The 18,904-nt window shown below is 58.3% G+C and carries 18 protein-coding genes, 1 tRNA gene and 1 pseudogene; 8 read left to right on the forward strand and 12 right to left on the reverse strand.

Translation table 11 applies throughout. The features are described 5' to 3' along the window. Positions 1-263: 263 nt before the first annotated feature. From HK28_RS07320 to HK28_RS07330, 3 genes are all read right to left on the reverse strand, one after another. On the reverse strand, positions 264-3,242 hold the full coding sequence (locus HK28_RS07320) for a glycosyltransferase (protein WP_233140413.1): 2,979 nt from the start codon (positions 3,240-3,242) through the stop codon (positions 264-266). 134 nt (positions 3,243-3,376) lie between these two features. Further along, a complete protein-coding gene (locus HK28_RS07325) occupies positions 3,377-3,874 on the reverse strand; it encodes a protein-export chaperone SecB (protein ID WP_086643951.1) in 498 nt (165 codons plus the stop codon). Positions 3,875-3,971: 97 nt separating this feature from the next. After that, positions 3,972-4,277 (reverse strand): hypothetical protein, encoded by a 306-nt coding sequence (locus HK28_RS07330; RefSeq protein ID WP_086643952.1) that lies wholly within the window; start codon positions 4,275-4,277, stop codon positions 3,972-3,974. A 180-nt stretch (positions 4,278-4,457) separates the two neighbouring features. On the opposite strand from HK28_RS07330, the gene HK28_RS07335 reads away from it, so the two are divergent. From HK28_RS07335 to HK28_RS07355, 6 genes and pseudogenes are all read left to right on the forward strand, one after another. Beyond that, complete coding sequence (locus HK28_RS07335) at positions 4,458-4,805, forward strand: lipopolysaccharide assembly protein LapA domain-containing protein (RefSeq protein ID WP_086643953.1); 348 nt, start codon at positions 4,458-4,460, stop codon at positions 4,803-4,805. A 13-nt stretch (positions 4,806-4,818) separates the two neighbouring features. Further along, a complete protein-coding gene (gene pyrF / locus HK28_RS07340) occupies positions 4,819-5,526 on the forward strand; it encodes an orotidine-5'-phosphate decarboxylase (RefSeq protein ID WP_086643954.1) in 708 nt (235 codons plus the stop codon). After that, the gene (locus tag HK28_RS07345; protein WP_086643955.1) at positions 5,523-6,212 is read left to right on the forward strand and encodes a phosphoribosylanthranilate isomerase; all 690 of its coding nucleotides are present in this window, start codon (positions 5,523-5,525) and stop codon (positions 6,210-6,212) included. Before pyrF ends, HK28_RS07345 begins: the two co-directional genes overlap by 4 nt. A gap of 13 nt (positions 6,213-6,225) precedes the next feature. After that, positions 6,226-6,316: transfer RNA gene (locus HK28_RS07350), tRNA-Ser, on the forward strand. An 86-nt stretch (positions 6,317-6,402) separates the two neighbouring features. After that, positions 6,403-6,582: pseudogene (locus HK28_RS14490) on the forward strand (DUF6538 domain-containing protein); the annotation flags it as partial. Between the two features lie 15 nt (positions 6,583-6,597). Beyond that, complete coding sequence (locus tag HK28_RS07355) at positions 6,598-8,208, forward strand: tyrosine-type recombinase/integrase (RefSeq protein ID WP_158093415.1); 1,611 nt, start codon at positions 6,598-6,600, stop codon at positions 8,206-8,208. Between the two features lie 80 nt (positions 8,209-8,288). Here HK28_RS07355 and HK28_RS07360 read toward each other — a convergent pair whose 3' ends face one another. From HK28_RS07360 to HK28_RS13755, 6 genes are all read right to left on the reverse strand, one after another. Continuing rightward, positions 8,289-11,750: a tape measure protein gene (locus tag HK28_RS07360; RefSeq protein ID WP_086643957.1), complete on the reverse strand. Its 3,462-nt coding sequence runs from the start codon at positions 11,748-11,750 to the stop codon at positions 8,289-8,291. Next, a complete protein-coding gene (locus HK28_RS07365; RefSeq protein ID WP_086643958.1) occupies positions 11,747-12,151 on the reverse strand; it encodes a hypothetical protein in 405 nt (134 codons plus the stop codon). The genes HK28_RS07360 and HK28_RS07365 overlap by 4 nt, the downstream gene beginning before the upstream one ends. A gap of 466 nt (positions 12,152-12,617) precedes the next feature. Next, positions 12,618-12,869 carry a hypothetical protein gene (locus tag HK28_RS07375; protein WP_086643960.1) on the reverse strand — a complete coding sequence of 84 codons (252 nt, stop codon included), beginning with the start codon at positions 12,867-12,869 and terminating at the stop codon, positions 12,618-12,620. After that, positions 12,866-13,234, reverse strand: a complete 369-nt coding sequence (locus HK28_RS07380; RefSeq protein WP_143217355.1) for a hypothetical protein — start codon at positions 13,232-13,234, stop codon at positions 12,866-12,868. Before HK28_RS07380 ends, HK28_RS07375 begins: the two co-directional genes overlap by 4 nt. Positions 13,235-13,268: 34 nt before the next feature. Further along, positions 13,269-14,867 carry a hypothetical protein gene (locus HK28_RS07385; RefSeq protein WP_086643962.1) on the reverse strand — a complete coding sequence of 533 codons (1,599 nt, stop codon included), beginning with the start codon at positions 14,865-14,867 and terminating at the stop codon, positions 13,269-13,271. 368 nt (positions 14,868-15,235) lie between these two features. Then, positions 15,236-15,853 carry a hypothetical protein gene (locus HK28_RS13755; RefSeq protein ID WP_143217356.1) on the reverse strand — a complete coding sequence of 206 codons (618 nt, stop codon included), beginning with the start codon at positions 15,851-15,853 and terminating at the stop codon, positions 15,236-15,238. A 435-nt stretch (positions 15,854-16,288) separates the two neighbouring features. Between HK28_RS13755 and HK28_RS07395 the strand changes: the two genes are divergently transcribed. After that, the gene (locus HK28_RS07395; RefSeq protein WP_086643964.1) at positions 16,289-16,948 is read left to right on the forward strand and encodes a recombinase family protein; all 660 of its coding nucleotides are present in this window, start codon (positions 16,289-16,291) and stop codon (positions 16,946-16,948) included. A gap of 109 nt (positions 16,949-17,057) precedes the next feature. Here the strand turns inward: HK28_RS07395 and HK28_RS07400 are convergent, their stop codons facing one another. Together HK28_RS07400 and HK28_RS07405 are read right to left on the reverse strand one after the other, a co-directional pair. Further along, entirely contained in the window at positions 17,058-17,453 is a 396-nt protein-coding gene (locus HK28_RS07400; RefSeq protein ID WP_086643965.1) for a hypothetical protein, read from the reverse strand. 45 nt (positions 17,454-17,498) lie between these two features. Next, positions 17,499-17,876, reverse strand: a complete 378-nt coding sequence (locus tag HK28_RS07405; RefSeq protein ID WP_086643966.1) for a hypothetical protein — start codon at positions 17,874-17,876, stop codon at positions 17,499-17,501. Between the two features lie 89 nt (positions 17,877-17,965). Here HK28_RS07405 and HK28_RS07410 point away from each other — a divergent pair, with 89 nt between their 5' ends. Next, on the forward strand, positions 17,966-18,466 hold the full coding sequence (locus tag HK28_RS07410) for a hypothetical protein (RefSeq protein WP_086643967.1): 501 nt from the start codon (positions 17,966-17,968) through the stop codon (positions 18,464-18,466). A 30-nt stretch (positions 18,467-18,496) separates the two neighbouring features. Here the strand turns inward: HK28_RS07410 and HK28_RS07415 are convergent, their stop codons facing one another. Then, the gene (locus HK28_RS07415) at positions 18,497-18,835 is read right to left on the reverse strand and encodes a DUF1493 family protein (RefSeq protein WP_086643968.1); all 339 of its coding nucleotides are present in this window, start codon (positions 18,833-18,835) and stop codon (positions 18,497-18,499) included. Positions 18,836-18,904: the final 69 nt, after the last annotated feature.

Genomic DNA, 18,904 nt, shown 5'->3' on the forward strand with positions numbered 1-18,904 from the left:
AGCGGACTTATCGTCCAGATCCACGAGAACACCCGAAATTCATCTATATCTCGAGAATGGCCACGGCCGTAAAATTATTCCGATCCAGTTTCTTTCAGCCGCTGGCAATCAGTGCTGGCCGCCGGAACAGCTGGCGCTCTGATAAACGCTCACAAAACACCCAAGCCAAGCAATCAAAATTTCAACGCGGGATTTCAAAGGAAAAATTCGATCCCTGAATATTATACCAACAAGTTTATCGATAGCACCAATGCGTCCCTCAGCTATGCCTGCGGCGTGCTGGCTGCAAAAACACGTTGCAGAATTGCATTAAGGCGCACCGTGTATGATTTTTCGCTGTTCTCGTCTTCAAGCGCACGCAAGGCGCCCGTGCGCACCGCGCTCCAGAACTCTTCGTCGGCATACAAGGACGCAACGCGCGAGGCGAACCGGGACGGGTCATCGACCGGACCAGAAACGATTTCCAGACCGTCGCGCCAGCCGAGTTGACGGCAGAGAAGATCGGACGCGACAACAGGAAGGCCGTAGGAAGCCGCCTCATGCACCTTATAGGGCACGCCTCCCGCAAAGCGTGTAGGCGCCACGAAGATCTTGTGAGAAGCGTAAAGCGGCGCGACATCATCGACCGCGCCCAACAATTCGACGCCGGGGAACGCGCCGAGCGAGCTCAGATCGACGCCTGCCCCCCGGTATCCCGCAACAGTGAGGCGTATGTCAGCCCCTGACGCTTCACGCACCAGCGGCAGTACATGCTGGATAAACCAGACGAGACTATCGTGATTCGGCGATCCAGTTTCATGCATCGCCCCGACAAACAATAAATCGCGCCGTTCCGTCCAATTCGCGGGAGTAGGGCGGACTGGCTGCATGTGCCCCAGCTCCATGACATTGGCGTATCCCGCTTGTCTGATCGCGCTGGCGTCCAGCGCGCTGGTGGCGACGACAGCCTGACACAACCATGCGTGCGTCAGTTCAGCCGACACAGCGTCCGCCACCGACGATGATTGGGGTTCGCCTGCCAACTGCGCACGAAGAGCGGTTCTCGGCGCGTCCAGCGCCTCCGTATCAAGCACAATTCCATTCATAGGCAAGCCAGCCGCATGCGCCAGCAGAATTGGCGCCAGACGTTCGAGATTGTGGGTGCGGCCGACCCAAACACAATCGAAAACGCCGCTCCGCTCGGTCAGGAGTCTGTCGAAATCTTTCAACTCCAGGCCGTTAAGAACCTCAACATCGGATGGAAATTCAGCGAGAATCTTGGAAAGCGGTTCGGTGGCTGAGTAAATCGGCGCCACAGTCACTTGATGACCGAGACGGCTCATCGCGCGCACGATATCGTTCGAACGCACGAACCCAGAGCCAAGCCCGCGACATGGCACTTTGTCTTCGACAAATAGAATACGTTTGCGCGACAACGCCCCCAAACGCGCCCTGGTGCGAAGAGACGGCGCGGGCGGCGGTAAAGTCAGAAAACGCTCAGCATGACGGCTGCGCAGGGTGGCGCGATCCGACGCTTCCAACGTGACGTCTTCCGACGCGACGATGTCCACCGAGGCGAACATCTCAGGTTCGTAAAGAGTGATGGCGTCAAGCGCTGCCGCCCGCAACCCAAGATCGACGATCGCTGCAGCCGGAGAGCCATACGCCCTGTCGAAACCATTCAGCGCGCCAAGCAACGCCCGGTCGACCATCAGGCAGGGCGTCGAACCGCAGGAAACTTCCCGCGAGAAACACGCCTCCGGCGTTTCGGGCGGAGCGCCTTCAAGATAACGCTCAAGCGAGGCGTCACGCCAAAGGATGGCCCCGGCCTCCAGCAACCGGCCATCCGGCCGAACGGCGCGCCCGGTGACAAGACCAACCCGTTTTCGTCCAGATCCTCCGACCGCATCGAAATGGCTCAGCGCCGCCTGAACGGCCCCATGCCCCATCTGGACGCCCTGCCCTAGCCAGAGCGCCACCTGCGCCGTCAGATATGGCAACGCCGACGCCATGGCGTCGGCGTGGGTGGCGCCACTTTCCAGCCTGATGACCCGAGCGCCGATAATGAATTGCTCTATACGCGCCGTGTCGTCCCGGGAGCCTGCGTCGACAATCACCAGTTCGGTAGGCTTATGAAATGTGCAACGTAATGCGGAAAGGGCGGCGAGCGTCTGGGGAAACCTGTTGCGCACGTGCACGACGACGCTTAACTGAGGCGTTCCACTGAAAGAAAAATCCAGCGGACGTCGCGCAAGAAGCGCAATCAGCGCCTCGGCGCGACACGCCGCGAGATGCTCATACTCACCTTGATCGAGCGACGGCAGTGACTGAACCTGGGTCTCGCGGCGCGAAATCCAGTGGGCGAACGCGTCCCGAACCAGACCACGCTCAATGTCTTCGCGTACAGACCCGGAGTGAAAATACGCCTCAAGATCGATTTCCGGATGCGGACGCCGCCGCTCAAGACAGCCGAAACGAACGAAATGCTCATAACCCGATCGAAAATTTCCGGCCGCCACGGCTTCGCCGATATCCGGGTAGAGATCGAGATAGAAACTTTCGGAAAACCATGGGAGCGCCGAGAACTGGCCGGGCGTGCGGTTGGTCAGGAAATGCTGCAACGCGCTTTGAAACAGGCCATCCCGCAGGGCCTTTCTGACTGCGGGATACGTCTCAAGATACCATGGAGCGTCAAAATACCACGACGTGCGACGAACATCAGCTTCCTGCGGAGCAGCCAGCAATGTGGCGAAAGCGCCTGTTTCGGGAATGGAGGACGCCGGATGCAACTCGTTGTCGGGCAGCGGCGACGGCGCGAGAAGTGAGTCGTTGTAAAAGAGCTGCGGATCGAAGAAGGGGCTGCCGGACCGAAACTCCCGGTCGCCCGTTCGCAGGTAATGATCGTAGCCGTTGAGCGCCCCCGAACGATCGAGGGTCGCGCGCGTCAGATCCGGGTAGCGGGACAGATACCAGGGCTCCGAAAACAGCCCGTTCGGCGACCGGTCTTCGTGACCGTATTGCGAGTAATGGTCAAAGCCTGAGACAAAGCCATTCTGGCGAATAGCCTCTTCAATGTCAGGATAGGCGCCGCGATACCACAGCTCATCGAAATACTTGTTGGGCGACAGTCCGCGCGCGGCGCCTTCATTCCGATAATGCGCCTCCAGCGCGCCGCTGTCGGCGGCGGCCAGTTCTCCAAGCTCGGAAGCGTAACGGGCGCGGTACCAGTCGGCGTCAAAGCTGGACCAGACTGGCGTCTTCAAGGACTCCGGCGGCACTTTACCTCACCTTGCCTGAAAGTAGGCTGTGGCGATGCGTCGACTTGCAGGGTCAGATAGACGCCCCGAGTGAACATCGCCGCAGTCAACGCGATCACGCCTGACGTTACCAGCAGGCGCTACGACTGGGCGCGACGGGTCCGCCACAGCGCCACGAAATCGATCTGCTGTAAAATGACGGGCAGGAATCCGGCTTCGCGAGTGAGATCGGCAAGGTAGTTGCGGGCGGCGGGAAACAACATTCTCGGCGCCTCCACCAGCAGCAACGGCTCAAAAGTCTCGGCTGTGGAGTTTCGCAAAGAAAACAGTCCGGCGTAGACGATCCTGGCATTGAACAATGCGACAGGCTGCTGCCCTTCCGCAGGTGGCTCGCCCACCCCTTCGCAGCGTAGCACCAACTCGACTTCGAAGTCGGGAGAGTTCTCACCGATCTGTTTGGCGCCGACGTCCAGTTGCAGCGTCGTGTGCGGGCGCTGGGGCGGTCGAGTGTGGATCAGTGGCGCGTTGTGGACGTCGAATGTGACGGAGCGGACATACTGCACACCCATAAGAATGGACGGACCAGTCTGCTGCTGGGCGCTGCCCGCGACTGACTCCATCGTGTTAGCATCGACCATCTTGAAGAACACGCTCCGTTTCGATGTATACCTTACAAAGGGTTCCGTAGCAGACATCGCGCGTATGAGCGAGTGCGGCGGTCAGCGAAGACCGTTTTCAGGCGAAGCGTCCATGCAACACGCCAAGAGCTGGCATCGGCTTCCACCCCTTTGGCAACTCGGCGCGGTGAATCGGCGCGATATGATAGGTCGGCGCCGGGTCCGGAGATTGCTCGAGAAAATGAGCGTAGGCGCGGACCTGATCACGCCGCCAGGCGCAGTCCGTCAGGGCGGCTTCGCGCGTCGGATAGATATTCGCCACTTTTCGCGTGCGCCCGATCAGAGCGACGACGGCCCACATTCCATCCCGCGTATTTTCACCCCGTTTCCTGCCCGGCAAATCGAATGGCAGAATGGTAGTCATCGGTCGGGGCGATCCTTTCCAACCCGGGGGGACACGCCTTCTGACGGCGTTCCGTCACGACACCATGCACGGCGACCCGATGCAAGATTTGCCCGTCCAATTGACAGAACGCGGCCGATGGCCGAGCCATCAACCAGCGCTTTCCTTGCTCCGGGCGCAGCGTGACGTTAGGAACAGATCATGATCCGCCTTATTCTTATAATACCATTTCTGCTGGCGCTGATCCTCTTCGCCGCCAGCAATCAGGACTCCCTCCAGATGTGGCTCCTGACATACGGGTGGTCGTCGTCTGTCGGAATCGTGGCGTTAATCGTCGCCGCCATATCGTTTTTGCTCGGCGCGTTCTCCGTATGGGTCGTGGAACTGGCCCAGCGGCGGCGTGCGCGAAAAGCGGAAGCACAAATCCGTGAGCTGAACGCCACGCTGGCGCAGCGCGACGCCGAACTTGCGCAGCTTCGTCGGGACGCAGTTATGGTCCCGCCGATTTCCGAGACGCCCCACACCAGCCTGCCGCCGCAGCCGCTCTGAAAGCGAAACGCAGATGACCGATCGACAGACCGGGCTGATCGTCGCCCTGGACACGCGTGACCCGACGCAGGCGGAGCGCTGGGCGCAAGCGGTTACGCCCCACGCCTCGGTCATAAAACTTGGACTCGAATTCGCCTATGCGGCGGGCTTCGACGCCGTCGCGCGACTTGCCGCTGGGCGGGCGCTCTTCCTCGACCTCAAGCTGCATGACATCCCCAATACAGTCGGCGCAGCTGTCGGCAGTCTGACGAGTCTGAAGCCGGCCATGCTGACGATTCATGCAAGCGGCGGAAGCGCTATGGTCGCCGCCGCCAGCGCGGCGCGAAATGACGCATTTGACACTGGGACGCGGCCGCTGCTGCTCGCGGTCACGGTCCTGACCAGCCTGGACGACGCAGCACTTGCAGAAACCGGCGTTGCGGGCGGCGCACGGGCGCAGGTGCTGCGGTTGGCCGAACTCGCGCTGCGCAACGGGGCGGACGGCCTTGTCTGTTCAGCTCACGAGCTGGAAGCCCTGCGTCGCGAACTCGGCGAGTCTCCTGTATTGGTGACGCCCGGCATCCGCCCCGCAGGCGCTGCGGCGGGCGATCAGAAGCGCGTCATGACGCCGGGAGAGGCCCGCAGGGCCGGCGCCGACTGGATCGTGGTCGGCCGCCCCATCACTGGCGCAGATGACCCGGCCGCCGCCGCCGCCGCCATAGCGGCAGAACTGACGTCGTGAGCGGCACAGTCGGCGTCAAGATTTGCGGGTTGACTGAAGAGGTCGGGGTCGCCGCCTGCATAGACTGTCGCGCCGACTGGATCGGTTTCAACTTCTTCAGCCGGTCCCCACGTTACGTGACGCCCGAGCGTGCGCGAGAACTGGCCGCCATCGTGAAGGCCTCCGCGTTTCAGCCCGTCATCGTCGGATTGTTCGTCGAACCGTCCGAGCAGGAAATAGAGCGGGCGCTTGCTCATGCGCCCCTAGCCGCCCTGCAGCTATACGCCTCGCCCGAGCGTGCCCTCGTCCTGAGGGAGCGGTTTGGCCTGCCGACCTGGCTGTCTTGTCCGGTGTCGGATGCCGCCGACCTGCCAGCCGAGGGACGATTCGAGCGACTTGTCGTCGAATCCCGCCCTCCGAAAGACGCGACGCGCCCCGGCGGCAATGGCGTCGCGTTCCCGTGGGCGATTACAGCCGACTGGGCCGCGCCATCGCCCTGGATGCTGGCTGGCGGCCTGCGGCCGGAGACCGTCGCCCAGGCTATCGCTGAAAGCGGCGCGGTCGCAGTGGACGTCGCCTCCGGCGTCGAGCGCTCTCCGGGCGTCAAGGACCCTCATGCGATCCGGCGCTTCATTGCGGCCGCGCGCAACGAGAATGCGACCGGAAGCGCTTTCCCTCTTGAGTCTCGTGGAGATGCTGCTATCTAGCCTTGCCGACGCCGGAGAGATGGCCGAGCGGCTTAAGGCGCACGCTTGGAAAGCGTGTGTGCGTTAATAGCGTACCGTGGGTTCGAATCCCACTCTCTCCGCCAGATACGACATACCTAACTGATTGAAATCATTGTTTTAGGCGTTCAGTTCGCGTTGTGCCGATTGTAGCACCGGACTGTAGCACCAGATGCCTGTCGGATCGTTCGTTTACCGTCGCGGCGACACCTATTCGTTTCGTTGTAAGGTGCCTGCAAACCTCCGTTCCAAGGGGGTTAGACGGGAGGTCTTGTTCGCCCTTGGAACGAGGGATCGGGACGTTGCTCGACTACTCTGCGCTGCGGTAGGGCTACGGCTCGGACAGGTCTGGCGGGATGTCGAGCGCGTGGCGGATTACAAACAGGTAGAGACGCTGATCCGGGACTGGTTCAAAAGGGCCTTGGCTAAGGCGTGGCACGACAACTTTCTTGATCCCGAACGCCACGCAATCCCCGCCGATTGGACATCTGCGACTGGCGAATGGCATCCCCTGTCGCAGGATGACAGAGCGCGCATGTTGGCTGATTATGCCGATCACTTTGAGCGGCAAGTCGAAGAAGGCGACATCGGTCCGGCGAACTATCGGAAAGAAGCACGACGATTAGCCGACGCGGGATCGGTCCCACTGGATAGTCGCGAGGTTGAGGTGGTCGCCGGTCAGATGCTTTCGGGCGATGCGGCGATTGCCAACGCTACCGCCCGCTGGGCGACTGGCGAGACGGATTATCAGCCGGTGTGGGGGCCTGAACTGCCGGAGACCATGTTTCCTCGATTGGTGAAAGAGGTTGATTCCGACACTTCGCGTCGGCAGCGCAAGACGCGTTCAGTGCCGAAACACGGCGTCGATGCCGCCGGGCTGACGATCTCACAGGCTTTCGAGCGCTATGTGAACGAGCGCAAGCCGAAACCGGCCACGATCACTGGGTATCGAACAAGCGTTCAGCGTTTCGTCGACATCATCGGCGACAAGGATGTCGCCCATGTTACAAAGCGGGATATAGCGGCCTTTAAAGATGCGTTACTGGGCTTCCCGAAGGTGCTGAAGGCTGCCGATCGGGGCTTATCGGCGCGCAGCGTGATCGACCGCTACAAGGATCGACCGGAGGCGCAACGGCTGTCTGCCGTGACGATTAACGCGAAGCATATCTCGGGCGTGTCGGTATCGCTGCAATGGGCCTCGGAGAATGGCTATATCGACACTGTGGTATCGCGCGGGGTGCGCGCAAAAGGACCGAAAAAGTCCAAGAAGGACGAGAGGCTGCCATACAGTATCGTGGATCTGAACACGATATTTAGCCTTCCGGTCTATACAGAAGGTTATCGTCCCATCGGCGGAGCGGGCGAAGCAGCCGTGTGGGTGCCGTTACTCGCACTGTTTACCGGCGCGCGATTGGATGAGATTGGCTCATTGAAGGTCGAGCACGTCACGAAAATAAGCGGTATCGATCTGATCCTGATCGACGACGGCAAGACTGACAACGCCTATCGTAAAGTTCCGATTCACGACGAACTAAAGCGCTTAGGATTCTTGCGCTATGTCGACGGACGGCGGAGCACTTCGAAGGGAACTGATAAGCTATTTCCACTTATGCGCGTGGGAAGCTCGAAGAAAGACAGCACGGCGTTCTCTCAATGGTGGGGTCGTTACGCGCGCGCGGTGGTGCCTGACAAGCGGAAGGTGTTTCACTCATTCCGGCATACGGTGAAGCGGACATTGCGGAACGCCAGCGTTGAAAAGCCACTTCGCGACGCCCTCATGGGGCACGAAACTGACGACGTGGCTGAAGATTACGGTCTGGATGAAGACGGCATCGGATACGAGATTGAGAATCTGCACAAAGCAATACAGAAGATACGGTATCCCGGCCTAGAGATTATAATTGCCACGGCCCCTGCTTCAAAACGCAAAAGGTATCGGCGGTATACGCCAAAGAGGTCACGCTCTGACAGGCCGTGAAACCAAAGGTTCGGAGGGCCATCGGCAGAAACGGCGAACTCCGCGACATCGTCCACGGAGCCCACAATCAGGGTTACTAATCAGCCACTTTTAAGCACGTTGCGAAGATTGCCGGGTCTCGTGGCGTGCTTGATGACCGTATCGATCACCCAAGCGTCGCCGTCGAATTTTGGCGTGCCGCTCTGAACCTTCATATCCTGTCCAGTGGTGTTGGAGACGTTCATTGTGATCTTCGGGGCTGATGACGTTGCGGGCTGTGCCTGCATGGCGGGAGCGTTCGCATTTGCTGCCCCGGCATACGCTGCGGCGATATCCTGTTGAGACTGATACGCCGATCCCATTGCCGCCATCTGGCCACGGGTGAAGACGCCCTCGCCCCGTTGCAGGATCGCCGGGATTTCGTTTCCGGCGATGCCGCCGGTGTGATAGCGCGTCGCCTTATCGAACAGGCCAGACGGAACCACGCGGGTGAAGGTCTGCTCGCCCATGCCCACGATGCCGCCGGTGTGGAAACCCGACACGAGCGAGCCGACGCCGCTAAAGTCTGACAGGTCGCCAGCCTGCGCTGCTCCGAACGCACTTGTCGCGGTTTTTCCAAGCCCGAACAGACTTAGCAGGCCGCTCCCGCTATCGCCGCTCGTGCTTCCGCCCCCAAGCATTTTTAAGAGCGGCGACATCGCAAGCTTAATCGCGATTGCGTCGATCTCCTTCATGACGGACTGGCCGAAGCTTCTCCACGAGGCCGTTCCGCTCGCAAGTTGCGTTGAAAGCGTGTCGGCGAAGTCGCTGGCGAAAGTGGCGGTCGCCTGATCCATTTCGTCTGTTACGTCGCTCCACTGGCGCCCCAGCTTGGCAGTTGCGCCCTCCGTCTGCCGATTTACCTCGGCGATCTTCGCCCGGATGAAATCGGCGGTTTCGGCAGTAAGCTGCTGCCGCTCCCCGTTATCGGTCACGAATTTATCGATAGAGGATTGAAGCGCCGACGCCTCGTAAGTGACTGTATCCTGAGCGGCCTTCCTGCGTCCTGCGGCGCTGTCGTCCCAGCTTTTTAGAATGTCGGCTGCCGCCTCCCTGTTCGCATTCACCTGCTGACGAACCAACGCCAGCCCCTCGGCGGCATACGCTTGATCTGCGGCCTGTGACGCCTGGACTCCCGTTTGCGTGGATGTGGGGTCTTGCCGGGCGGCGGCGACGAGTTCCGCCTGCTGGCGCTTCATGCGATCAAGCTGCTTCTGGAACGACGCTTGTGGACCCTCTGATAGCTCAAATGCTGCGCTGGCCGCGTCCTGCTGCGCCTTCGTGACGTTCGCTTGCAGTGCGGCAAGCGCCTGTTGCGCCTGTTCGAAACGCTTCTGTGCAGCGGTGGCCTGATCCAATTTGGCGGCAAGGTCCATGATCTGCGCCGATTGGGCCTTCAACGGCGCACCGGCGGTCTTGAGCTTTTCAGCCCATTTCGCGGTCTCGGTCCCGCCGCCCGTCATGCTCGCGTTAAGCTCTGCGAGGCGTGCTTTCAGTTCTGTGACAGCATTCGTGGCTGCGCCTGCGGCCTTGGCGCCTCGATTCATAGCGTCGATGCGTGCTGCGGCACTCTCTTTATCGAAAAGCTGATCGGCCTCGGCGCTGGCCGCTGCTCCTGTGCCGTTCTGGCGGGTAAAATCTTCCTTGTCATACTGAGCCTGTAGCAAACCGGCGCTTAGCCCATTGTCCTGTCTCTGGCGGGCCTGAGTGAGCGCAAGGCGGCGTGTCGCGTTCCTGACGGCGTCTTGCCCATTGGCCGCGCCGATACCGTCCAGCGACGTTTGCAGGGCCTTGCGCTGGGCGTCTGTGAGATTGCGGCCCTGTCCAGATTGATCGGCAGGATCGGCTTTTAAGTTCGCAGCGACCATTGCAGCCTGAAAACCACCCTGAGCGCGGGCCGATGCTTCGACAAGCTGATGGTTCAAGTCGGCTATCGCTGCTGCGGCTGGTGTCGCTCTCTGGCGAAGCAAATCCAGCACTTGCGAGGCACGCAAAACCCCATCGTTATACGGGATAGTCACGTCGTGGCCGGTTTGGATGGCTTGGTTTAATTTCTGGATCAGTCCGGCGCTGTCGTCGTGACTGAAACCAAGCGTCTTTACCGCTGCCGATAGCGCGTCGGCTGCTTCCGACGCCTCGTGTTGCTGCTTCGCGGTTGCTGCCGCCGCCGCATCGGCAGCTTTGTCGGCGTCTGCTTGGGCTTGAAGCTGTGTGATCAGGCTCTTCGTGGCGGCGATGCGCTCATTCAAAACTGTTCCCGTGCTGCCAATCTCTGGCGTGTCGCTGGCGAACATATTGAATGCTGGCTGATTCTTCTGTTGCGCTTGAAGGTCCGCAAGCTGTTGTTTTGCCCGTTCTAGCTGGGTTGAGACGGTGCTTGTCATGTCGTCTGCGGCCCGCTGCGCCAGCTTGGCGATACCCTGATCGAATGAGGCGAGAAGCTGGCTTAAACCTAGCTTCTGGTCCAGTTCGGCTCGAAACTGGTCCAGCGCCGTGGACATGTTTTGACGGGCTGCTTGGAGCGACACGGGTAGGTCGTTGAACTGCTTTTGGACCCTTGCGCCCATCGTCTCGACGGCCTGAGCGACCGTCTCGGTATCCAGCTTCCCGGCGTGCGCCATTTCTTCGAGCTGGCCGACTGTGACGTGCAGTGAATCGGCCAACGCTTTTCCGAGCGGCGGCATATCCTGCATGACCACTTTTAGCTGACGCATATTGACGTTGCCGGTGGCCATCCCCTCCGCCAGTTCGCGAAAAGCGCGGTTGGCTGCGGCGCTTGTCGTGCCGGATACGTGCGCGAGAGTCGAAAGTGTCGTCGTGAAATCGACAATCTGCTCGCGGGACTGGCCGACGCCGCTTAACGCGATCTGGAAATTCGTGAAGCTCTTCACAAGCTCGCCGGTATCGATACCCGTCTGGACTGCGCCCCTCTCCAACGCATCAAAGGTCTCGGCAGCGACGTTTCTGGACGTGCCGAGAACTGCTTGAATGCGGCTGACGGACTGGGTGTAGGCGTCGCCTGCTTCGATCAGGGCTGCAACCTGCTCCTTCGCGCCTTCGATAACCTTTTCGAACGCATCTGCGGCGAGCGTGGCGGCGGTGAAGCCTGTCGCTAGGCTCGCTACGTTCGCCAGTGACGCACCTAGTCCAGATGAAGCGCCGGATGTGGCCGTTGAGGCTTTGGGGGCCGTTGTGGTGGCTGTGGCGGGCCTTGTGGCGGCGCTTGCCTGTGCAGAGGCGGCATTGTTGATCGCCGCTGCGGCCTTCTGCGCGGCTTGGGCCGTGGCGTCTGCCTGTCTCTGAAGCGCCGCGAGTTGATCGGTGCTTTTCTGTGTTGCCGCGCTCATGCTTGTCATGCCTGAAGCGCGAGACATGGCGGCGTTAAGATCATTTACCGACGCTGCTGCGGCTTTGGCGCTGGCCGAAAGCGTCTTGATTGATCCATCGGCCTTTATGATCTTCGTGACGAAGGTTCCGTCCCCGTTAAGCTCAAGGTCAACGGATAGCGTGCCGATGCTGGTCATTGCGGACGCCCTCCAAAAGCCCCGAGGTGTGGCGCTGAGGCATCCCCGGCGCGCTGCACGTAAGTCCTACCCGGAGGGGTTCGAAACAGCCCAACGGCCTTTTCTGCCGCGTCTTTGGCCACTGCATGAACAACGGCGCAGGCCAGACGCGATCCCGCATCGGCCTTTGCGCAGATGCCGCGCCACCAGTCGTCTTTGCGCCAGACTAGCGCGCCGTCCTGTGTGACAAGGGCGACATATGGCCGACGTAGCAATGTTGCGAAGACGACTTCAGCATCGTCAGACACGCGGATACGGTTTTTGATGCGGGCCAGAGCCAAGAAAGGCCCCATTTGCTCCGGCGCGAGTAGCAGCGGCTCGTTGTGTTTGGACTCGATCCGTCCAGTCGGTGAATTTTGCATGATGATTTCCCTGAAAATAGGTGATCTTTTCAGAGAAATTATAGCACATAACTGGGTTATTTGCATTTTCTATCTGTGCCACACTGACGGCCAATCTTGGGGCTACAGGTGGGCTACAATATGGCTACGGGTAAGAAAAAGCCCGCTTCGAGCGGGTTATGTTCGTGGCGGTTCCATTGGTGCGACCTCTCAGTTCGGAAGGACGATAATCTGCGTGCCATCCCCTACCAAAGAAAAGGACCGCTCTTCGCCGTCCAGATTCACCCCAGAGGTGACATCCACCCCGTTTATCTTGCGGTATCGCAGTGTCCCCCGCACTCTTGCAGACTCTACGGCGTCGGCGACTTTTGAGTAATCAGAAATAAACCACGATTGGCGTGACATGCTATTATCTCCGGTTGATGGCCAATCGTAGGTAAATCAGCCTCGATTCGTCAATCGGATATTTCAAAAAGTTGCTTTGTAGTTAGCGATAGATAACTAACGGCGTAGCATCTTCCGCGAGGTAGAGATCAAGGGTCTCGCAATACCATATGGCTATTGCGCCATCCCCAAATTCAAATTCGTGGACGATGAAAAACAGGCCACCAACCGCCACGAACCGGGAGAAGTAACGGGCCTTCCTCGCAGAAACCATGAGATTGAACCGGCTATCATCGCTGATCACATGCTGGGGAAAGCTTTCTCGGCGCTCAATCACTGCCGGGACGGCGCTCAATGGGCTGCCCCGGCATACATGAGGGAAACCCCGAGGTCGCCAAAAAACAGGGCGGCCCGCGCCAGTTCTCTCTTATCTTCGATAGCAAACAATTCTGCCCTTAAAGTTGACTCATCCCACGCGAAGCCTCGCCCATCGGGAATGCCGTCAATCTCTGCGATCTCAGCGATCACATGCGGCTGGTCGTTGAGATTACAGTGATGGAGGTCAACGATTCCCCAAATGAGGCTTTCGCTACGGGTCGTGGTTATGTCCCGCGCCATACGCAGCATCTCCGGCATATTGTGCGCCGGGATAAAATGCGTCGCGTCATCCGGCGCACCAGTTGGGTTAGGAAGCAGCGAGTCTCCACCGTCTTGAATCATGATTACCCCCCTATCTGGTTGAGAGATAATTATATCACGATTCGCAGATTTCCGCCATTTCTAAAGGCATTTTCGTCCTGCCAACGGGTGTTGTTCCGTCATCCGGCGCATAACGTTTGGGTCTAGGATATATCAACGCCGAAGTCCGCTCCGCCATCTTTGCGATACGGCGAGTCTCGATTATCGTGTTTGCGATGATATCGGGATCGGCCCGCCCTGCATCCGACCTAGCGGCTGTGTGGGCCTTTCGTGACAACGATACGCAGCGCGTCGGTCTATTGCCGGACTGCTTTTGAAGGTCTGTTTTCAGGCGGCCTTGTTCCGACATGTCCTGAGACGTGATTGGCGATCCGTCCTTGCGCCTGCCCATAACAAAGCTTGGGTCGATGCTTTTGGACAGGTATTGTTGAACGCGGGGAATAACATCATGACGGAGTATAGGCGCTTCGCCTGCGATCCAGAAAGGGAGGTCATTTGGGCATACGGAAAGCAGGCGCAGATACAGGGAGTCGGCTGTTTCCCGCGCCTTGAATGGGATGCCCTTGTCTGTCGCAAGCTGTTTAAGCCTTACTGAACAGCGCTTGGCCAGACGACTGCGTATCGTGGCCGTGATGGTTGAGTAGTCGCCGGGGGGTAAATGCAAGGCCATATGACAATGCAGCCCCTTTCCTCCGGCATGGTCGTTTTCAAGCATGCTGACGGAGAACGTCGATGTGCTGGTATGATGACGGATCGCATCACGAATGGTCTTGCGTATCACGGAATCCGTGACGCCCTCATCAAGCCGGGTTAGGTTGTAAGCCAGAACCTGATTTGCAGGCTCTGCCGATTCCAAGCTGCCTTCGACCGCACGAAGAAGTCTCTCCACCTGGGTTGCAGGTGTGTATGTTCGTGGTGTGTGGACTCGTGGTTTGTAGCTTCTAGGTCTGTGGCTTGCAGGTTGCGAGTTGGGTTCTGCCTCTAACTCTGACTCTGTCGCCCCATATGTCTCTACCTTCTTCATATGGTCTTTAGGATAGTGAGAGTCCTTATGGTCTTTAGTATCTATATTCCTAAAGGACTCTTTTAAGCCTCCCTTCGCGGCGCAATCGGCCATTTCGCTAGGCACTTTGTCCGACTGCGGTTTTTCTGCGGTGGCTGATGGTCTCGGCTGCGATTTCAATTGGTGAAAAACTGCACCCTTGCTCACTTCGTGAGGGGAATTTGCATCCTCGGCTGGCGCAATTTCAATTGGTGAGAAATTACATACCCCGGCTTCCTCGACGGCGTGCTTCACTCCGTCTGAACTCATGTCGGGAAGCTCGGCGATGATCGCGGCCGCATCTGCATCGGTCATCAACCGGCGCGAGGAATTGCTTGCTGGCTTGATTACGGATGCAATGAGCGCCTCGATATCGGCGGATGACTTGTGGAGATATGGCCGCCACACGCTCCCCGGCACCCCGGTTTCCTTCGCCCAATCGCAAAAGCTGTCTGCGACGATCTCCATGGCCGCATCGGCGTCACCCATACGTGCATGAGCTTCCCTCACCTGATCGGTGACGATCTCCTTAAAATATGCATGTTCTTCCGGCTGCTCCGCCTTGATGTAGGCAGACAGTCGGGCAAGGAACTCTGTGGCAGATACTTTCATTGGTGGTCTGGGGGTCAGAAGGTTGCGGCGGAAGCTTGCGGGCTCAGTTCGGTCTGGGCTGTATCGGATCGGAGATGTTCGCCTCAGCGAAGGACGCGGCTGGTTCGACCGCCGCGCCCCCCGCCTCGGGCAAGCTCCTGACCTTCCGGGCCAGACAATTATTTTAACAGCTCGAATGCGTGGATTCTACAAAATTCGATCCAGTCGGGTATTTTGCCGGATTTTGGAACGTGTGGCCCCGTATATATTGGCAGGGGGTTAACGGGGCGGTGATTGCTGGATTTCGGAAAGCCGGGCCGTCACAGACTGCTATGGATGGAGGGTTTTTCCAAAAAATCTAAGACTTCGTCTTTTTTGATACATCCACGTTATTCGTCAGACTCGACGACAAGCTCGCCCTCGGCAGACTCGTCAGCCAAGCTCTCTTTCATCAAAGCAAGGTCCGCGTCATCCAAGTCGCCGTTTTCTGCGCGCTGGCGGCGTCGCATGTCGGCCACTTCCTCGTCGCTGATCGTTCTGACGACAAGCTCGGGAATGATGATATCTGCGGCCTGCTTGCTTACCTCAAGAACCTCCGCGCCAGTGCGGATAAGGTTGCGTAATGCCTCCGCACCGGCGCTTAATGCGCGTATGGCCTTGGCGTCCGGTGCCGGGTTCGACATCTCGCTCCTCAGTCGCGCTTGCAGTGCTTGCGTGTCGGCCCAAGCTGTTTGTCGCCAGTGTCGAGTTGCCGCTTCACGGTCGGCGACGTCAGGGATTGTCGCTATAGCGACGCTTGGGACTGGTGATGTGCTGGCCGATCCAGTTGGCGACGCGGCGATAGCCTTGCGGCGTCTCTCAAGAGCCGCTGGTAGATGCGTCGCGACGGATCGCTCTGAGACGCCAAGCTTAGCGGCGATCTCGGTTTGGGTGTGGCCACGGCTATTCAGTTCGGCTGCTTCATCCCACGAGGCCGTATTGGCTCGGTTGTAAGATCGCTTGCTCATGGCGTTTCTGGTCCTGCAAAGGTTGTGGTGCTGGTTCTATTATACCACGTAAAATAGTGAATTAATTTCACGATCTGGCTTCTGCCTGATCGATTGCAGATTCAGGGATGGCGGAAAGGCACGATGCGTCGTGCCGCTCTTCTATCCTTCACGACAAAACGGCGACCGTATTTCGCTTCTGCCTGATCGATGCCCTCGCCCCATCCTCCATGACCGATGAATGACCCCTCCGGTGATGAGCATGACGCCTTTCCGACGACGGTATCTCCCGGTGGCGACGATCTCGGCCTGATTTGGCGCTTCCTATTTTCCCGTCTCATTGTCGTGTCTGAAATCTATTTTTTGCGTGCGTCTCGGTGGCTTCCAGTGTCGTCCGATGCGTGTATAAACATTGGCAACGAAGGTAGTCTGAATTTATACGGGTGTGGATAACTTATGGCTGACGGTCGGTTCATCGCTTACTATCGTGTTTCGACGGATCGGCAGGGCCGCTCGGGTCTTGGGTTAGACGCTCAACGCAAGGCGGTGACGGATTATCTCAACGGTGGCTCGTGGTCGCTGGTCGGTGAGTTCACGGACGTTGAGAGCGGCAAGAACAATGATCGTCCTGAATTGGCGAAGGCGATTGAGCTTTCCCGACTGACTGGCGCGAGGCTGATTATCGCCAAACTGGATCGCCTGTCGCGAAATGCGGCGTTCCTGATCAATATGAGGGATGCCGGGGTTCAGTTCATCGCTGCGGACATGCCGGAGGCGAACGCCTTCACGGTTGGCATCATGGCGCTGGTGGCTCAACAAGAGCGTGAAGCTATCTCAGCACGAACGAAAGCGGCGCTTGCTGCGGCGAAGGAACGCGGGACGGCTTTAGGTGGCTGGCGTGGAGGCCCGAAGGTTGATTCTGCGCTTGGCCGCGAAACCCAGGTATCGAAGGCCGATGCATTCGCGGCGCGTGTGATGCCCGTCATACGTGAGATGCAAGGTCAGGGTATGAGCTTGCGAGCGATTGCTGCCGGACTGACTGAGCGCGGAATTATGACGGCTAGGGGCGGTGCGTGGAGTGCTGCGAGTGTGAGGAATGTGTTGTCCAGACTATGAAGTGACACCGATCAATCTGGATTGGTATTTTTCGACGCTCGTCATGGATATTCATAAGCGGCTGGCTTCCCTCACGCGTCGAAGCTAATGGGGGAACTCGCACTCATAGCTACTCGACATTTTTCGGATCAAAAGGGCGCACATAAATCCAGTAAGACCGACGGTGGCCGACGGTTTCATCAAACTTTCTCATATGTAGTCGGGCAAATGATTTCTCGGGTTTCGTTAAATTGTAGTTTTCTGAACAATTGGAGAACGTAATTTTATCAAGCCTTAGGCCATTAAAATCTATATGTTTACTGAAGAAAACGTCAATGAAGTTGTCGTGTAATTCAATTTTTGCACCCAAGAGCAATTTCTTTTTGTCCCCCTTCGAGTGCGTCACAATATTTTCGCTAATTATCACGCATTCAAGTAGGATTTTGTCGTTTTCGTCGGTTTTCCAAATTTTAACTTTATCAAACTCAGAGGCCGTGTCGCTGTGGTCGAGATTGTTTGTCGTCATGCTCCTATCGTAACACAGAAATCCCGTCGGAAGTAATATCTGAGATTAAGGCGTAGGCCCCTTCTCTTTTGGGTCCATCATCTGAGACGGGCCAAGCTGATCCGCAACAAACACTCTAACGCCGCTTCCCGAGCATTCCTCTGTAGTGACGTCGTTTTGTGTGATGACTTTGATCGTCTCGCCATTAGGGCGCTTGAAGGTCAGTAGGTAAACCTCTCGCGCCGTATCCTTGTCGAACTTCTGAAACGCCAGAAGTTCGTGCGTCACGTTCGGAGTCCCAAGCTCGCCCTGCGTGATCTTCCCCGCGTTTTTGAGCTTCGTAGCCGCAATCGTCTCGGGCCAGTGCGAACACGGCACGAGGCTTCCAGCATGCGCTGCGCCGCTTATTGTGGCTACCAACAAGCCTGTAAGAACGCCCCTCATTGTATGGTAGGCTCCGGCTAGGTTTGACACTGGCGTATTTTTTAGACCTTGCTGATCGCCTGAAAGCAGACAACGGGCAAGATGGGCGTATGACCAGTTTAAGACGCATCGGCGCTATAATCGCAGCACTAGGAACGCCGCTGACGCTGCCGACTGTTGTCATGGCGCAAGCTACTGATCCTGCATTGGGTCCACGCACGGAAGTAACGGCGACCATACGCCTTCCCACGTCATCACTGATCTTTGAGGGTGAGGGGTTACAGGCCCTCGACGACTCAGGACACTTCGCAATCGGCGTCCATCTGCCGCAAAAGGGACTTCGGGCAGAAGAGTGTGACACGCCTTTCCTGACCATCGGCATGGGGACGATCAATAAGCTTCCGGGAGAGTGGGACGACAATGATCGGGCGGCGATCCAGCGTAGCGCCAAAGCCTATCAGGCGCTGACGCATCCGACCTCGAAGACGGTCACGATCAAACTACGGAACTTCTCTGAATACCTGGGTGTGAGTCGCTTCGACGTGGACGCTAAACTATGCATTCTCTCGATTGACGACACAGACGACGCGGTGACGCCCGCTCTGAAATAGCACGCTCCGAAAACCCCAGCATCCACCGCCTTAGTCGTCCCAAACGCCTGTCGATGCGGATTGCGCCAACATACCGACAGTGAGAGGTTTAGGCTCAGCCTTCGGGCGCTTCCTGTTGAGTAAGCCGAACAGAAGTGCGCCGATGACGCCCTCGCCTTCTTCCGGGAAATACTCCCCAAGGCAGAACCCGTCATCCTTGACGCGAAAGCGCTCGAAATAGCGGCGCATCAGGTCTCCGGCGTCGTCGTTATACATTCGAAGATCGCCCCGAAGCGCGGTGGCCTCGGTCAATTCGCGTGGCTTCGGCCCCGGCACTTGCTCGGAGACGAATGACAGGACTTCAGATAGCGCGTCCTCGTAGCGTTTCACCTACTATCTGACCTTCCGGATGAACGTGGCATTACAGCCCCCGCCTGATTTCAAATCGACTTCAATAAC

Origin of the sequence: Acetobacter sp. DsW_063, from assembly GCF_002153745.1 — a bacterium.
Lineage (GTDB): Bacteria > Pseudomonadota > Alphaproteobacteria > Acetobacterales > Acetobacteraceae > Acetobacter.

Bases quoted from the DNA above. Each gene is read 5' to 3' on its own strand.
- HK28_RS07325 (WP_086643951.1), bottom strand. From the start codon at position 3,874: ATGGTCGATGCTAACACGATGGAGTCAGTCGCGGGCAGCGCCCAGCAG.
- HK28_RS07330 (WP_086643952.1), bottom strand. From the start codon at position 4,277: ATGACTACCATTCTGCCATTCGATTTGCCGGGCAGGAAACGGGGTGAA.
- HK28_RS07335 (WP_086643953.1), top strand. From the start codon at position 4,458: ATGATCCGCCTTATTCTTATAATACCATTTCTGCTGGCGCTGATCCTC.
- pyrF (WP_086643954.1), top strand. From the start codon at position 4,819: ATGACCGATCGACAGACCGGGCTGATCGTCGCCCTGGACACGCGTGAC.
- HK28_RS07360 (WP_086643957.1), bottom strand. From the start codon at position 11,750: ATGACCAGCATCGGCACGCTATCCGTTGACCTTGAGCTTAACGGGGAC.
- HK28_RS07365 (WP_086643958.1), bottom strand. From the start codon at position 12,151: ATGCAAAATTCACCGACTGGACGGATCGAGTCCAAACACAACGAGCCG.
- HK28_RS07380 (WP_143217355.1), bottom strand. From the start codon at position 13,234: ATGATTCAAGACGGTGGAGACTCGCTGCTTCCTAACCCAACTGGTGCG.
- HK28_RS07385 (WP_086643962.1), bottom strand. From the start codon at position 14,867: ATGAAAGTATCTGCCACAGAGTTCCTTGCCCGACTGTCTGCCTACATC.
- HK28_RS13755 (WP_143217356.1), bottom strand. From the start codon at position 15,853: ATGAGCAAGCGATCTTACAACCGAGCCAATACGGCCTCGTGGGATGAA.
- HK28_RS07395 (WP_086643964.1), top strand. From the start codon at position 16,289: ATGGCTGACGGTCGGTTCATCGCTTACTATCGTGTTTCGACGGATCGG.
- HK28_RS07400 (WP_086643965.1), bottom strand. From the start codon at position 17,453: ATGACGACAAACAATCTCGACCACAGCGACACGGCCTCTGAGTTTGAT.
- HK28_RS07405 (WP_086643966.1), bottom strand. From the start codon at position 17,876: ATGAGGGGCGTTCTTACAGGCTTGTTGGTAGCCACAATAAGCGGCGCA.
- HK28_RS07410 (WP_086643967.1), top strand. From the start codon at position 17,966: ATGACCAGTTTAAGACGCATCGGCGCTATAATCGCAGCACTAGGAACG.